Consider the following 15856-nt stretch of genomic DNA (forward strand, 5'->3'; position numbering starts at 1 on the left):
CGTCATCACAAGGACTTGTCGTCGCAGGGGCAATTTGCAGAATAAGTTTCCCCATTGGCATAGGCATTGCATACGATTGCATCAAAATTAGTCATCGAAGCCGGAAAAGGATTGAGTCAATGCTTATCAATAAGAACAAGACCCGCGCGGCGCTGATCGCGTTGCTGGCGCTCAGTAGCGCGGCTGCGTGGCCGCGCGCCGCAAGTGCCGAAACCGTGTTGCGCATCGCCATGACGGCTGCCGATATTCCGCGCACGCTGGGCCAGCCCGATCAGGGTTTTGAAGGCAACCGCTTCACCGGCCTCACCATGTATGACGCGCTCACCGGCTGGGACCTGTCCTCGGCCGACAAGGCGAGCGTGGTGATCCCCGGCCTTGCCACCGAGTGGAAGGTCGACGATGCCGACAAGACCAAATGGACTTTCAAGCTGCGGCCGGGCGTCACCTTCCATGACGGCTCGCCGTTCAATGCAGACGCCGTGGTGTGGAATGTCGAGAAAGTGCTGAAGCAGGACGCGCCGCAATTCGACGCCAGCCAGGTCGGCGTCACGGCCTCGCGCATGCCGACGCTGGCATCCGCGAAGAAGGTCGACGACATGACGGTCGAGCTCACCACCAAGGAGCCCGACAGCTTTTTGCCGATCAACCTCACCAACCTCTTCATGGCGAGCCCGGCGAAGTGGCAGCATTTCTACGACAAGGCGGAGGGCGCCGACGCCAAGGCCAAGTCGCAGGCGGCTTGGACCGCGTTCGCCAAGGACGCCGCGGGCACCGGCCCGTGGAAGATGGCCGCGTTCACGCCGCGCGAGCGGCTGGAGCTGGTCAAGAATGCGGGCTACTGGAACAAGGACCGCGTGCCGAAAGTCGACAAGATGGTGCTGTTGCCGATGCCGGAAGCGAATGCGCGCACTGCGGCGCTGCTTTCCGGGCAGGTCGATTGGGTCGAGGCGCCGGCGCCGGATGCGTTGCCTGAATTGAAGCAGCGCGGCTTCAAGCTCTACGCGAACGAGCAGCCGCACGTCTGGCCGTGGCAGTTCTCGCGCGTGGAGGGCTCGCCCTGGAACGATATCCGCGTGCGCAAGGCCGCGAACCTCTGCGTCGATCGCGAAGGCCTCAAGGACGGCCTGCTCGCGGGGTTGATGGTGCCCGCGACCGGCACCTTCGAGGCCGGCCATCCCTGGCGCGGCAAGCCGACCTTCGAGATCAAGTACGACAAGGTGGCTGCGCAGAAGCTGATGCAGGAGGCAGGATTCGGCCCGACCAAGAAGCTGACGGTGAAGACCCAGACCTCGGCGTCCGGCTCGGGCCAGATGCAGCCGCTGCCGATGAACGAATATCTGCAGCAGGCGCTGGCCGAATGCTATTTTGACGTGCAGCTCGACGTGATCGAGTGGAATACGCTGTTCACCAATTGGCGCCGCGGCGCCAAGGATCCCAGCGCCAACGGCTCGAACGCAACCAACGTCACCTACGCGGCGATGGATCCGTTCTTCGCGCTGGTGCGCTTCCTGCAATCGGGCATGGCTCCGCCGGTCTCGAACAATTGGGGTTTCATCAACAATCCCAAATTCGACGAGCTGGTGAAGAAGGCGCGGCAGACCTTCGATCCCGCCGCGCGTGACGCCGCGCTCGCCGAACTGCACGCGGCCTCCGTCGACGACGCAGCCTTCCTCTACGTCGCCCACGACGTTGGCCCGCGCGCCATCAGCCCGAAGGTGACAGGCGTCGTGCAGCCGAAGAGCTGGTTCATCGACTTCTCGCTGGTGTCGTTGCAGTAATTCTCTCGGCTTGCTCAGTGCACCCTCTCCCTTTGCGGGAGAGGGTGGCTTCGCGAAGCGAAGCCGGGTGAGGGGTCTCTCTCCGCGAGAGACGCTCTCTTATTCGTTAACACTGCACCCGGGGATACAACCCCTCATCCGGCGCTTCGCGCCACCTTCTCCCACAAGGGGAGAAGGGAAGAAAAGAAACAACGTGCTCGCCTATATCGCCAGACGCATCGTCTACGTCGTCCCGATCGTCATCAGCGTCGCGCTGGTGTGTTTTCTGCTCGTGCACATCACGCCGGGCGATCCGCTCGTCGCAGTGCTCCCCGCCGACGCTTCGCAGGAGCTCGCCGCGCAGCTCCGCACCGCTTACGGTTTCGACCGCCCGCTGCCGGTGCAGTTCGGGCTTTGGCTGCTCCGCGCGCTTCATGGCGATCTCGGCAATTCCATCGCCACGGGCCGCCCGGTGCTCGCCGAGGTCATGCGCGCGGTCAGCAACACCGTCACGCTGGCGATCGCGGCGGCGATCATCGGCTTCACCATGGGCATCCTGCTCGGACTGGTCGCCGGCTATTTCCGCGAGACCTGGATCGACAAGCTGGCGACGTCGTTTGCCATCGCCGGCGTTTCGGTGCCGCATTACTGGCTCGGCATGGTGCTCGTCATCATCTTCTCGGTTCAGCTGAACTGGCTGCCCGCCGTCGGCGCCGGACCCGGCGGCTCCGCCGCCTGGGCCTGGGACTGGGCGCATTTGCAATACCTCGTGCTGCCGGCGATCACGACCTCGGTGATCCCGATGGGCATCGTCACCCGCACGGTGCGCGCGCTGACCGGCGACATCCTCAGCCAGGATTTCGTCGAGGCGCTGCGTGCAAAAGGCCTGCATGAGCGCGGCGTGTTCCGCCACGTCATCAAGAACGCCGCGCCCACCGCGCTCGCGGTGATGGGACTTCAGCTCGGTTACATGCTCGGCGGCTCGATCCTGATCGAGACCGTGTTCTCCTGGCCGGGCTCGGGCTTCCTGCTCAATTCGGCGATCTTCCAGCGCGATCTGCCGCTGCTCCAGGGCACGATCCTGATCCTAGCGCTGTTCTTCGTCTTCCTCAATCTGCTGGTCGACATCGCGCAAGCCGCGATCGACCCGCGCATCAAGCGGGGCTAGCAATGAGCGAGCTTCCGTTGTCCGTCACCAGCGATGCGGCACTTCAGTCCGCGCCCGCGACCAAGGCGCGCGGCTATTGGGCGACCGTCGGACGTCGTATCCGGCGCGACAAGGTCAGCATGGTTTGCGCGCTGGTGCTGCTGCTGATCTTCCTGTCCGCGATCGTTGCGCCGTGGCTCGGTCTGGAAGATCCGTACAAGGGCTCGATGATCCGCCGCCTGCGCCACATCGGCACATCAGGCTACCCGCTCGGCACCGACGAGCTCGGCCGCGACATGCTGGCGCGCCTGATCTATGGCGGCCGCTTGTCGCTTCTCATCGGCATTTTGCCGGTGATCCTCGCCTTCTGCATCGGTACGTCGCTCGGCCTCGTTGCCGGCTATGTCGGCGGCAAGCTCAACACTGCGATCATGCGCACGATCGACGTGTTCTACGCGTTTCCGTCCGTGCTGCTGGCGATCGCGATCTCGGGCGCGCTGGGCGCGGGCATCCTCAATTCCATCGTGTCGTTGACCGTCGTGTTCGTGCCACAGATCACCCGCGTCGCCGAAAGCGTCACCACCGGCGTGCGCAACATGGACTTCGTCGATGCCGCGCGCGCCTCGGGCGCGGGACCGTTCACCATCATGCGCGTTCATATCCTCGGCAATGTGCTCGGTTCGATCTTCGTCTACGCGACCAGCCTGATCTCGGTCTCGATGATCCTCGCGGCGGGCCTGTCCTTCCTTGGCCTCGGCACCAAACCACCGGAGCCGGAATGGGGCCTGATGTTGAATACCTTGCGGACCGCGATCTATGTCAACCCCTGGGTCGCCGCACTCCCCGGTGCGATGATCTTCGCGGTCTCGATCTGCTTCAACCTGCTCTCGGACGGCCTGCGCAGCGCCATGGACATCAGGAACTAGCCATGAGCGAAGTCCGCACGTCAGTCGTAATGCTGGAGCCGATCGAAGACCTCGGCGGCGTCGCCCAACCGCTGCTCCAGGTCAACGGCCTGACCAAGCATTTTCCGGTGCGAGGCGGCCTGTTCGCCGCAAAGCGCACCGTGCGTGCCGTCGACAATGTTTCCTTCTCCGTCGCCAAGGGCGAGACCGTCGGCATCGTCGGGGAGTCCGGTTGCGGCAAGTCGACCACCGCGCGGCTGCTCATGCATCTGATGCCGCGCGACACCGGTGACATCATCTATGACGGTATGAGCGTCGGCCAGTCGCTCTCCCTGCGCGAGCTGCGCCGCGGCATGCAGATGGTGTTCCAGGATTCCTACGCCTCGCTCAATCCGCGCCTGACCATCGAGGAATCGATCGCCTTCGGCCCGAAGGTGCACGGCATGGCGGACGGCGCTGCGCGGGCGCTGGCGCGCGAGCTGCTGGGCAAAGTGGGCCTGGTTCCTGCGAATTTCGCCAACCGCTACCCCCACGAGATCTCCGGCGGCCAGCGCCAGCGCGTCAACATCGCGCGTGCGCTGGCACTCTCGCCGCGGCTGGTGATCCTCGACGAAGCCGTCTCCGCGCTCGACAAATCGGTCGAGGCGCAAGTGCTCAATTTGCTTGCCGACCTCAAGAGCGAGTTCGGCCTGACTTATCTCTTCATCAGCCACGATCTCAACGTCGTGCGCTATATCAGCGATCGCGTGCTGGTGATGTATCTCGGCGAGGTCGTCGAGCTCGGCCCGGTCGACCAGGTCTGGGACCAGCCGGCGCACCCCTATACGCGCGCACTCCTTGCCGCGATGCCGTCCTCGGATCCGGATCGCCGCACCGAGACGCCGCCGATCACGGGCGACCCGCCCAATCCGATCGATCCACCTTCGGGCTGCCGCTTCCACACCCGTTGCCCGTTTGCGGAGCCGCTCTGCGCAAATGCGACACCAAAACTCACCGCGCTCGATAGAATGGGCCACGAGGCCGCCTGCTACATGGCGATCCCGGGTTCAGGCCATAGCCGCGCGCCCAAGGAGGAAACCGTATGACGAGACCGACGACGAAAGAGATCAAGGCGACGGCACAGGTCGCCGGCGTTCCCGTCGACGACGAGATTGCGACGCGCATCTCCAATTCCATCGGACCGGCCTTCGAGGGCTTTGCGGCCATTGCCGGCACGCTGCCGTTCGATCTCGAGCCCGCGCTCTATCTGATCGCGCAGACTGCGAAGGTCTCGAAATGAGCACCGAGCCCGCATTGATGACGCTTACCGAGGTCGCGCGCGCGATTGCGATGAAGCAAGTGTCCTCACACGAGGTGACGCGCGCGCTGCTGCATCGTATCGCGCAGTGGCAGCCGCATCTCAACGCCTTCATGTCGATCGAATCGGAGGCGGCGCTGAAGGCTGCCGATGCCGCCGACGCCGAACTCGCCAAGGGGGAATTCCGCGGTCCGCTGCATGGCGTGCCGCTCGCGCACAAGGATATGTATTACGACGCAGGTCACGTCGCGACCTGCGGCTCGCTGATCCGCCGCGATTTCGTTCCGACCGTCACCTCGACTGCCTTGCAGCGGCTGAAGAACGCCGGCCAGGTTCGGCTCGGCACGTTGCATCTGGCGGAGTTCGCCTATGGCCCGACCGGTCATAACGCCCATTATGGTCCGGTTCGCAATCCCTGGAATGTCGCGCACATCACCGGCGGCTCGTCGTCAGGCTCGGGCTCTGCGGTCGCGGCGCGATTGACCTATGCCGCGCTCGGCTCCGACACCGGCGGCTCGATCCGCATGCCCGCGCATTTCTGCGGCGTCACGGGACTGAAGACCACCGTTGGCCGGGTCAGCCGCGCCGGTGCGATGCCGCTGTCGCAGTCGCTCGACACGGTCGGCCCGCTCGCCCGCACCGCCGAGGATTGCGCGCTGCTGCTGGCGCTGATGGCCGGCCCTGATCCCGAGGATTCGACCTGCAGTCAAGAGCCGCTGTCTGACTATGTCGGCGCGACCAAGGGCTCGCTGAAGGGCCTCAAAGTCGGCGTCCCCTCGTCCTTCTATGTCGACGATCTCGACGGCGAGGTCGCGCGCGTGCTGGACGAAACCATCGCGGTGCTCAAGCGCGAGGGCGCCGACATCGTCACGGTTGAGCTGCCCGACCAGCGGCAATTGTCCTCGGCAAGCCAGCTCGTGCTTGCAGCCGAAGCCGCCGCTTTCCACAAGCGCTGGATGATCGAGCGGCCGCAGGATTATGGTCCGCAGGTGTTGATGCGGCTTCAGAACGGGCTTGCGGTCCCCGCCATCACCTATCTCGAGGCGATGCGCTGGCGCGGACCGGCGCTCGCTGCGCACAACGCTGCGACATCAGGTGTCGATGCGATCATCGCGCCCGCGTCCCCGGTGCCGGCGCCGACCATCGAGGAGAGCGACGTCGGCGGCGGGCCGAACGCGCCGACGCTGTTGCAGCGGCTGACGCTGTTCACCCGTCCGGTGAATTACCTCGGCCTGCCCTCGCTCACGGTGCCCTCTGGCTTCACCAAGAGCGGTCTTCCGGTCGGTATGCAGCTGATCGGCCGCTCGTTCGATGAAGCGACGCTGCTCACCATCGGCGCCGCATTCCAGCGCGCCACCGACTACCACGACAGGCTGCCGAAACTTCCGTCATGACAAAGCTCGTCGAGATCTCAGGCCTCAACATCCGCTTCACCGGCGAGCGTACGGTCTATGCCGTGAACGATCTCAGCCTCTCGCTAGGCGACGGCGAGGTGCTGGGCCTGCTCGGAGAGTCCGGCTCGGGCAAGAGCGTGACCTTGCGTGCACTGATGCGGCTGTTGCCGAAGAAGCGCACCCAGATCACGGGCAAGGTCAACGTGATGGGTCGCGACGTGCTCGCCATGAACGACGGGCAGCTGTCGTCGTTCCGTGGGCAGACCGTGTCGATGATCTTTCAGGAGCCGGCGCTCGCGCTCGATCCGGTCTACACCATCGGCGCGCAGATCGCCGAAAGCGTGGTGCGTCACGAAGGCAAGTCTTACGCGGAGGGTAGGGCGAGGGCGCTCGAAATGCTCGAGGTCGTGCGCATTCCTTCCGCAAAGCGCCGGCTCGATGCCTATCCGCACGAGATGTCCGGCGGCATGCGTCAGCGCGCGATGATCGCGCTGGCGCTCGCGTGTCGTCCCAAGATATTGCTCGCCGACGAGCCGACCACCGCGCTCGATGCCACCGTGCAGATCCAGATCCTGCTGCTGTTGCGCGAATTGCAGCGCGAGTTCGGCATGTCCGTCATCTTCGTCACCCATGACATCGGGGTCGCCATCGAGATCTGCGACCGGGTCGCGGTGATGTATGCCGGCCAGATCGTGGAGCAGGGCACACTTCGCGACATCGTCCGCTCGCCGGTGCATCCCTACGCCAAGGGCCTGCTCGCCTCGACCGTCCACGGGGCCAAGCGGGGACAGCGACTCGAGACCATCCCCGGCACCCCGCCGTCGCTCGGCGAGAGGCCGCACAACTGCTCCTTTGCGCCCCGCTGCGCCGTAGCCCAGCCGCGCTGCCTGGAACAACTGCCAGGGACTGTGGAGGTCGGCCCGGGCCGGGCGGCACGGTGCGTGCTGGCGGAGCCGGTCACCGCACTGTCCTGATATTTGACCGCGACCGGGAAGCGGGGAACAGCATTCACACCTCGTTCATCCCGGTTCCGCTTCCATGGAACCGTTCACGGAGAGGGACCTCACTTATGTACATTTCCAACGAAGGCCTGCTTGTCATCCTGTTCGTCGGCTTGGTGGCGGGTTGGCTGGCCGCCAAGGTGGTGCGCGGAACCGGATTCGGCATGATCGGCGATATCGTGGTCGGCATCGCCGGCGCGCTGGTGGCAAGCTTCCTGTTTCCGAAGCTTGGCATTCACATCGGCACCGGACTGATATCGGAGATCATCTATTCCGCGATCGGCGCGGTCATCCTGCTGCTGGTGGTGCGGTTGGCCCGCGGCGGTGGCCGGTTCTAATGGCGCCCGAGTTCAATTGATCGAACTTTTGACCTCTCCCCGCCAGGGGAGAGGTGACATGTCTGCAAGAAAAAGCCGCAAGATCGTGAGATTCCGGACTTGCGTGCAGGGCCGGTCGGGGGTGATGTGGGCCATAGGGGTCCCGGGTATTCGACTGCGTTGGGCGATGAGCGCAAACGCGATGTTAATCCGGGTCAATTACTCCTGAATTTGCCTTTGAAATCAGGGACTTTGGCCCCTACCCGAAAGAGATCAGACTGATGGCAGCCGTTCCCGGCGTCCGCCGCTCAGAGCTCGGTGATGCGCTGCGCGCCTGTCGCACGGCGTTTGTCGGCGTCGGCTTGATGAGCTGCATGATCAACCTGCTCTATCTGACCGGGTCGATCTTCATGCTGGAGGTCTACGACCGGGTGCTGCCGAGCCGCAGCATTCCGACCCTGGTCGGCCTGATCGTCCTCGCCAGTTTCCTCTACATGGCGCAGGGCGTGCTGGACATGATCCGTAACCGGATCCTGGGCCGGGTCGGCACCGCGCTGGACGAAGCCCTGAACAAGCGGGTGTTCGACACCATCGTGCGCCTGCCGCTGCTGGTCGGCAGCCGCAACGAGGGGCTTCAGCCGCTGCGCGATCTCGACAATGTCCGCTCCTTCCTCGGGGGCATGGGACCGAGCGCGTTCTTCGACCTGCCCTGGCTGCCGCTCTATCTCGCCATCTGCTTCGCCTTCCACGTCATGATCGGCGTCACCGCGCTGGTCGGCGCCGTCATCCTGGTCGGGTTGACGCTGGTCACCGAGTTCATGTCGCGCCAGCCGGCGAAGGACGCGATGGGCCTTGCCGCCCAGCGCAACGATCTCGCCCAAGCCAGCCGCCGCAATGCCGAAGTCATGGTGTCGATGGGTATGGCCGGCCGGATGAACGCGCGCTGGAGCGAGGCCAACGAAAAATATCTCGACGGCAACCAGCGTGCTAGCGACGTCGCCGGCGGTCTCGGCGCGGTCGCAAAAGTGCTGCGCATGATGCTGCAATCGGCGGTGCTCGCGGTCGGCGCCTATCTCGTCATCCATCAGGAGGCGACCGCCGGCATCATCATCGCCGGCTCGATCCTCTCGGCCCGTGCGCTCGCGCCGGTCGACCTCGCGATCGCGCACTGGAAATCCTTTGTCGCGGCACGCCAGAGTTGGCATCGCCTGACCCGTCTACTGGAGCAGATGCCGGCGCAGACGATGCCGACCCAGCTGCAGGCGCCGACCAGCCGCCTCTCGGTCGAAGGCATCGCCATGGTGCCGCCGGGCGACCAGCGCCTCATCGTGCAGGACGTCACCTTTGCGCTCGAAGCCGGCAACGGCCTCGGCGTGATCGGACCGAGCGGCTCCGGCAAGTCGTCGCTGATCCGCGCGCTGGTCGGCGTCTGGCAACCGGTCCGCGGCAAGGTGCGGCTCGACGGCGCGGCGCTCGACCAATGGTCGTCGGACATGCTTGGCCGCCATATCGGCTATCTGCCGCAGGACGTCGAATTGTTCGGCGGCACCATCGCGCAGAACATCAGCCGCTTCGATCCCGAGGCCACGTCTGACGGCATCATCGCCGCCGCCAAGGAAGCCGGCGTGCACGAGATGATCATCAAGATGCGCGAGGGCTACAACACCCAGGTCGGCGAGCAGGGCACGGCGCTCTCCGCGGGCCAGGCGCAGCGCGTGGCACTGGCGCGCGCGCTCTATGGCAACCCGTTCCTGATCGTGCTCGACGAGCCCAATTCCAATCTCGACACCGAAGGCGACGAAGCTCTGACCCGCGCCATCCGTGCGGCGCGCGAGCGCGGCGCCATCGTCATCGTGGTGGCACATCGCCCGATCGGCGTGGAAGCGGTCGACCAGATCCTGGTGCTGCGTGACGGCCGCATGCAGGCCTTCGGGCCGAAGGAGCAGGTGCTCGCCCAGGTGCTCCAGCCGCGTGTGACGCCGCCGGCGCCGATCAAGATCGTCAGCGAAGGCGGAGCCAAGGCATGAGCACGATGGCGCTCGGCGGGGCGAAGCCCGCCGCGAAGCGGACCGTACGGCAGTCGATCCGGTTTCACCTGATGCTCGGGCTTGGGATCGTGCTGGTGCTCCTGGTCGGGCTCGGCGGCTGGGGATCGACCGTGCAGATCTCGGGCGCGCTGATCGCGCCCGGCCAGATCGTGGTCGAATCCAACGTCAAGAAGGTGCAGCATCCGACCGGCGGCGTGGTCGGCGAGCTGCGCGCTCGCGATGGCGACGTGGTCAAGGCCGGTGACATCGTGGTGCGGCTGGACGACACCGTCACCAAGGCCAACCTCGCCATCGTCACCAAGAATCTCGACGCGGCGCAGGCGCGTGCCGCGCGGCTCCAGGCCGAGCAGCGCGGGATCGACAGGATCGACTACCCGCAAGCGCTGCTCGACCGCGGCAACGATCCCGACGTCAAGGCGCTGCTCTCCGCCGAAACCAAGCTGTTCGACGTTCGCGTCAACGGACGCGCCGGCCAGAAGGCGCAGCTGCGCGAGCGCATCCAGCAGCTCAACGAGGAGATCGAGGGCCTCTCCGCGCAGGAGCGGGCCAAGGACAGGGAAATCTCGCTGGTGCAGCAGGAGCTCGTCGGTGTCCGGGATCTCTATGACAAGCACCTGGTGCAGATCTCCCGCCTGACCACGCTCGAACGCGACAGCGCCCGCCTCAACGGCGAGCGCGCGCAGTACATCGCCTCGCGCGCGCAGGCCAAAGGCAAGATCACCGAGACCGAGCTCCAGATCATCCAGGTCGACAAGGACATGGTCAGCGAGGTCTCCAAGGATCTGCGCGAGACCAACGACAAGATCGGCGAAATGATCGAGCGCAAGGTCGCCGCCGAGGACCAGCTTCGCCGCGTCGACATCCGCGCGCCGCAGGACGGCATGGTGCTGCAATCGACCGTGCATACGGTTGGTGGCGTCATCACCGCCGGCGACGCCCTCATGCTGATCGTGCCGCAGGCCGACGATCTCCAGGTCGAAGCCAAGGTCAATCCGGTCGATATCGACAAGCTCCAGATCGGCCAGAAGACGCTGCTGCGCCTCTCCGCCTTCAACCAGCGCACTACGCCCGAGCTCAACGGCGTCGTCAGCCGCGTCTCGCCCGACGTCACCACCGATCAGCGCACCGGCCAGAGCTACTACACCATCCGCGTCTCGCTGTCCGCGGAAGAGGTCGCCAAGCTCGGTGACTCCAGGCTGATCCCCGGCATGCCGGCGGAAGCCTTCGTCCAGACCGGCGACCGCACCATGCTGTCCTATCTGATGAAGCCGCTGCACGACCAGTTCATGCGCGCGTTCCGGGAGAAGTGACGCGCGAAGGCGCGTCATCGCCTCCTTTCGTCATTGCGAGCGCAGCGAAGCAATCCAGGTTGCCTCCACGGCGAGATTTCTGGATTGCTTCGCTACGCTCGCAATGACGGGCGGCTTCTTTCTTGCTTTAGTTTTCTTGCTATAGTTCGATTCGGCCCCAGCAACCCGGCGTCGAACAATGCAATCGATCCAATCTCCACCCTCCGTCGCCACCGAATCCTTCTCCGACGCTGGCCTCGCCGTCGCCCGCCTCGAAGAGATCTACGAGCGCAACACGAAGTTCCTGCGCGACCGATTCGAAGCTTACGTCAACGGCGAGGCAATCACGACGCGGGTGCGGGCCTTCTATCCCTTCGTCCGTGCCACCACCGCGACGCATGCGCGGCTGGATTCGCGTCTCGCCTACGGCTTCGTCGCCCGGCCCGGCGTGCACGAGACCAGCGTCACGCGTCCGGATCTGTTCCGGACTTATCTGACCGAGCAGATCGGATTGTTGATCCAGAACCACGGCGTTCCGGTCGAAATCGGCGAGTCCGACGAACCGATCCCCGTTCACTTTGCCTATCGCCGCGACATCAACATCGAAGCCGCCATCACCACCAGCGAGAATTCGACCGTGACGCGGTCGCTGCGCGATGCGTTCGACGTGCCTGATCTTGCGACCATGGACGATGCCATCGCCGACGGCACTTTCGAGCTCCAGCCTGGCGCGCCCGAGCCGCTGTCCCTGTTTCGGGCGGCCCGCGTCGACTACTCGCTACGCCCGCTCTACCATTACACAGGCACCGACCCCGAATATTTCCAGAACTTCGTGATCTTCACCAACTATCAGTTCTACGTCGACGCCTTCGCGCAACTCTGCCAGCAGCGGCTTCAGGCTGGCGAGGCCGGCCTCGATGCCTTCGTTGCTCCAGGCAATGTGATCACGCGCAGCGGCGGCGCGACGACGGGCGTTGCGCCCGCGCGCGGGCCGCAGATGCCAGCCTTCCATCTGGTCGCGCCCGGCTATCGCGGCATCACCCTGATCAACATCGGCACCGGTCCGTCCAACGCGCGCAACGTCACCGACCATGTTGCCGTGCTGCGGCCCCATGCCTGGCTGATGCTTGGCCATTGCGCGGGCCTGCGCAACACGCAGCGGCTCGGCGACTACGTGCTCGCCCATGGCTATGTCCGCGAGGACCATGTGCTCGATCGTGAATTGCCGCTGTGGGTGCCGATCCCGGCGCTCGCGGAGATGCAGGTCGCGCTCGAGGAGGCGGTGGAGGACGTCACCGGGCTCGAAGGGTTCGAGCTCAAGCGCCTGATGCGGACCGGCACCGTCGCGAGCGTCGACAACCGCAATTGGGAGATCAGCGGGCCCGATGTCATTCGCCGCTTGTCGCAGTCGCGCGCGGTTGCGCTCGACATGGAATCGGCCGCGATTGCGGCCAACGGCTACCGCTTTCGCGTCCCCTACGGCACGCTGCTGTGCGTCTCCGACAAGCCTCTGCACGGCGAGATCAAGCTCGCAGGCATGGCCAGCGAATTCTACCGCCGCCGCGTCGGTCAGCATCTCGAGATCGGCCTGAAGGCGCTGGAACGGCTCAAGCAGCAGGAATCCGAGCGGCTGCATTCGCGAAAGCTCCGCAGTTTCGCCGAAGTTGCGTTCCAGTAGGCGATGGATTGCCTTTGCTGCTGACAAGCAGCGGGATTTTCGGCATTTTCGGCGCAGGGGTCGACCGGGACGATTTGATGCCACTCATGCGCGACAGGATCATTGGCCATGATCTCGAACGGCTCGCCTTTCGCTTCACCATGCTGAACGATGACGAGGTCGTGCAGTGCCAGATCAGCGACGCCGCGATGGACGAGCTTGCGGGCATGCAGGGCACCGAAAGCAGCGCGCGGCAGGCCCAGTTCCTGTCGCTGCGCGAGACCATCGAGCGGCTCGCCTCAGACCTCTACGACGAGGCGCCGCGGGTCAGGGGTCATGTGGTGCGGATCTTTACGCGACATTTGCAGCGGTAGTTCCGCTCGATCCTCCGCATCATGCCCCGGAGCAGGTCATAAAGCATTCGCTAACCAAGCAACCGGTTCGCCGCAATCCTAAGACCTGCGAAACCAGACGTTATGCAACTGTGAATTGATGGCCCGTAGAGGTTAGGTCACGAAAATGGAGCCTCACGAGTGATCGCGTGACAAACGACATTGTTGGAAGCGACGCGATCCGCGGGTATGGTCATGACGTCAAGGCGGACAAGACGCCACCAAACCATTGGCCGCTTGCAATTGCCGTAGCGATCGGATGCGGACTCGTGGGCCTTGCGCTCCGCTACTTCGCCCGGAAGCACGCGACCGACGACGCCATTCAGCATCTGATCCCCTGGTATGTCTTCGCTCGCGATCACGGTGTCGCTGGACTGGCCGAAGCCTTTACCAACTATACGCCGTTCTACAGCTATCTCCTGCTGATTGCCGCCCGATTTGATTGGCTAGGCGAGCCACTTTCCCATGTGAAAGCGATCTCGGCAGTATTCGAGTTGGGCTGCGCGATCACTGTGGCCCAGATCGTCTGGCGAGCGACAAAGTTGCCATTACGCGCTTCCCTGGCCTTCTGCGCGGTTTGGCTTGCACCGACGGTGATCTTCAATGGCGCAGTGTGGGCGGAGAGTGATTCGATCTGGACCTTCTTCACGCTGGTTTCCGTGGCGCTGTTCATGCGGGACCGAAATGGCGTTGCGTCATTTGCGATGGCCTTTTCGGTGAAGGCTCAGGGCGTGTTCCTGGGACCCTTCGTGCTCGGCATGATTCTGCGCCGCAGGATCCACCTGGCATGGCTCGCCACCGTTCCCGGGATCTATGTTGTCCTCGCCATTCCGGTTCTGGTCGCGGGCAGATCCTTGGCCTCCGTGTTCGCGGTCTATTTGGACCAGGCTCACACCTTCGATCGCCTCACCATGAACGCAGCGAACATCTGGGTGCTGGCTGGCGGAATGCCGTACGCGATCGGAGTCGCCGTCGGCATGGTGCTCGCGGCCGCGAGCGGGCTCGCCTTGTCGATCTTCATCGCGCGCTCTCGACGGACGGGGCCGGAGTTTATTCTGCTGGCCGCGTGCGTATCGCTGATGCTCATGCCGTATCTGCTCCCGAAGATGCACGAGCGGTATTTCTACGCGTTCGAGCTTGCGTCGATCGCCCTGGCCTGCCTCAATCCGCGCTATGTGCCCTTCGCGGTGATTGCCCAGGTCGACGGCGTGTTATCCTATCTCGCGTTCGAAGCCGGAATCGTCCTGGGCGTGCTGCCGGCGGCACTCTGCAACACCATTCTCGTGTACTACCTCGTGCTTGATCTTTGGCGCGGCGAACGTGGATTTCGTTTTCCGAGCCTTGCCTGGCTCGGCTTCATCGTGTCGACCGCGGGACTGTTCTCTTATCTGGTCTTCGAGGGGCCCGGTTTGAACATATCGCCCGTGTACCTGCTCACCACCGGTCTCGTCACAGCTGCGGCGCTGCTGCTCCTGAAAGAGTCGCGTTGCGACTTGGCCGGCCCGGACCAGTTGCCTCAATCCTGAGCGTCCCGCCTCATCCAGCCATCAGCTGTCGAACATGATCACGCTGCGCAGCGTCTTGCCGGCTTTCATGTTTGCAAAGCCTTCGTTGATCTCGGAGAGCTTCAGCTTGGCCGAGATCCAGTCTTCCAGGTGCAGCCGGCCGCGCAGGTAGAAATCCACCAGCCGCGGCATGTCGACGCGAAAATGGTTCGAGCCCATCGAGGAGCCCTGGATCCTGCGCTCGCGCAGGAAGTCGAAGCCATGCAGCTCGATCTTCTGGCCGAACGGAATCATGCCGACGATGGTGGCCGTGCCGCCCGAGGCGAGCATGCCGAAGGCCTGCTCGGCGGTCTCCTTGCGGCCGAGCACCTCGAAGGAATGATGCACGCCGCCATTGGTGAGATCGCGCACCTGCTTCACGACGTCGCCGTCTGCCGGGTTGATGATGTCGGTGGCGCCCAGCTTGGTCGCAAGCTGGAGCTTGGCCGGATTAGTGTCGATGGCGATGATGCGGCCGGCGCCTGCGATCTGCGCGCCGTTGATCGCAGCCATGCCGACACCGCCGCAGCCGATCACGGCCACGGTCTCGCCGGCCGTCACCTTCGCCGTGTTCACGACCGCGCCGTAGCCGGTAATGACGCCGCAGCCGATCAGCGCGGCGAGATCGAGCGGCATCTCCTTGCGGATTTTGACGATCGCGTTCTCGTGCACCAGCATCTGCTCGGCGAAAGAAGAGAGGTTGAGAAACTGATGAAGCTTCTCCGAGCGGGCCCACTGCATCCGATTAGAGGCCCCCGGCAGCAATTTCACCGTGGTGTCGGTGCAGAGCACGGTGCGGCCCGTGGTGCAATTGTCGCAGGTGCCGCAGAACACCGAAAGGCAGGTCACGACATGATCACCGGGCTTCACATAAGTCACATCGGAGCCGACCTGCTCGACGACGCCGGCGGACTCGTGCCCGAGCACCGCAGGCAGCGGATGCGGATACAGGCCTTCCATGAAGTGCAGATCGGAGTGGCAGAGACCTGCGACCGACGTCCGGATCAGGACCTCGCGCGGGCCGGGCTTCGGCAGGCTGACATCCTCGATGACCAGAGGCTTGTTGACTTCATGGAGGACGGCGGCCTTCATCGAGCACTCCCTATCG

At 64.5% G+C, this 15856-nt stretch carries 14 protein-coding genes; 13 read left to right on the forward strand and 1 reads right to left on the reverse strand.

Annotated elements, in window-relative coordinates; all coding sequences use genetic code 11:
- Positions 1-119 precede the first annotated feature (119 nt).
- The 13 genes from IVB40_RS02820 to IVB40_RS02880 all read left to right on the forward strand — a co-directional run bounded on the left by IVB40_RS02820 (position 120) and on the right by IVB40_RS02880 (position 14730).
- Positions 120-1778 (forward strand): ABC transporter substrate-binding protein, encoded by a 1659-nt coding sequence (locus IVB40_RS02820; protein ID WP_247818036.1) that lies wholly within the window; start codon positions 120-122, stop codon positions 1776-1778.
- A 193-nt stretch (positions 1779-1971) separates the two neighbouring features.
- Positions 1972-2925 (forward strand): ABC transporter permease, encoded by a 954-nt coding sequence (locus IVB40_RS02825; protein ID WP_247459803.1) that lies wholly within the window; start codon positions 1972-1974, stop codon positions 2923-2925.
- A 2-nt stretch (positions 2926-2927) separates the two neighbouring features.
- Positions 2928-3830, forward strand: a complete 903-nt coding sequence (locus IVB40_RS02830) for an ABC transporter permease (RefSeq protein ID WP_027570091.1) — start codon at positions 2928-2930, stop codon at positions 3828-3830.
- 2 nt (positions 3831-3832) lie between these two features.
- The gene (locus tag IVB40_RS02835) at positions 3833-4894 is read left to right on the forward strand and encodes an ABC transporter ATP-binding protein (RefSeq protein ID WP_247818037.1); all 1062 of its coding nucleotides are present in this window, start codon (positions 3833-3835) and stop codon (positions 4892-4894) included.
- Positions 4891-5088 carry a hypothetical protein gene (locus tag IVB40_RS02840; protein WP_247818038.1) on the forward strand — a complete coding sequence of 66 codons (198 nt, stop codon included), beginning with the start codon at positions 4891-4893 and terminating at the stop codon, positions 5086-5088. The genes IVB40_RS02835 and IVB40_RS02840 overlap by 4 nt, the downstream gene beginning before the upstream one ends.
- Entirely contained in the window at positions 5085-6500 is a 1416-nt protein-coding gene (locus IVB40_RS02845) for an amidase (protein ID WP_247818039.1), read from the forward strand. Before IVB40_RS02840 ends, IVB40_RS02845 begins: the two co-directional genes overlap by 4 nt.
- Positions 6497-7474, forward strand: coding sequence for an ABC transporter ATP-binding protein (locus tag IVB40_RS02850; RefSeq protein ID WP_247362902.1), 978 nt, complete (start codon positions 6497-6499; stop codon positions 7472-7474). The genes IVB40_RS02845 and IVB40_RS02850 overlap by 4 nt, the downstream gene beginning before the upstream one ends.
- Positions 7475-7569: 95 nt before the next feature.
- Positions 7570-7839, forward strand: a complete 270-nt coding sequence (locus tag IVB40_RS02855; RefSeq protein ID WP_247818040.1) for a GlsB/YeaQ/YmgE family stress response membrane protein — start codon at positions 7570-7572, stop codon at positions 7837-7839.
- A gap of 260 nt (positions 7840-8099) precedes the next feature.
- Positions 8100-9845 (forward strand): type I secretion system permease/ATPase, encoded by a 1746-nt coding sequence (locus IVB40_RS02860; protein WP_247818041.1) that lies wholly within the window; start codon positions 8100-8102, stop codon positions 9843-9845.
- The gene (locus IVB40_RS02865; protein WP_247283315.1) at positions 9842-11176 is read left to right on the forward strand and encodes an HlyD family type I secretion periplasmic adaptor subunit; all 1335 of its coding nucleotides are present in this window, start codon (positions 9842-9844) and stop codon (positions 11174-11176) included. The genes IVB40_RS02860 and IVB40_RS02865 overlap by 4 nt, the downstream gene beginning before the upstream one ends.
- 178 nt (positions 11177-11354) lie before the next feature.
- Positions 11355-12833, forward strand: a complete 1479-nt coding sequence (locus IVB40_RS02870) for an AMP nucleosidase (RefSeq protein WP_247818042.1) — start codon at positions 11355-11357, stop codon at positions 12831-12833.
- A gap of 77 nt (positions 12834-12910) precedes the next feature.
- The gene (locus tag IVB40_RS02875) at positions 12911-13186 is read left to right on the forward strand and encodes a DUF1488 family protein (RefSeq protein ID WP_027570099.1); all 276 of its coding nucleotides are present in this window, start codon (positions 12911-12913) and stop codon (positions 13184-13186) included.
- A gap of 167 nt (positions 13187-13353) precedes the next feature.
- Positions 13354-14730, forward strand: a complete 1377-nt coding sequence (locus tag IVB40_RS02880) for a hypothetical protein (protein ID WP_247818043.1) — start codon at positions 13354-13356, stop codon at positions 14728-14730.
- A 21-nt stretch (positions 14731-14751) separates the two neighbouring features.
- Here the strand turns inward: IVB40_RS02880 and IVB40_RS02885 are convergent, their stop codons facing one another.
- The gene (locus tag IVB40_RS02885; RefSeq protein ID WP_027570101.1) at positions 14752-15840 is read right to left on the reverse strand and encodes a Zn-dependent alcohol dehydrogenase; all 1089 of its coding nucleotides are present in this window, start codon (positions 15838-15840) and stop codon (positions 14752-14754) included.
- Positions 15841-15856 lie beyond the last annotated feature (16 nt).

Source organism: Bradyrhizobium sp. 40 (assembly GCF_023100925.1).
Classification (GTDB): Bacteria; Pseudomonadota; Alphaproteobacteria; order Rhizobiales; family Xanthobacteraceae; genus Bradyrhizobium.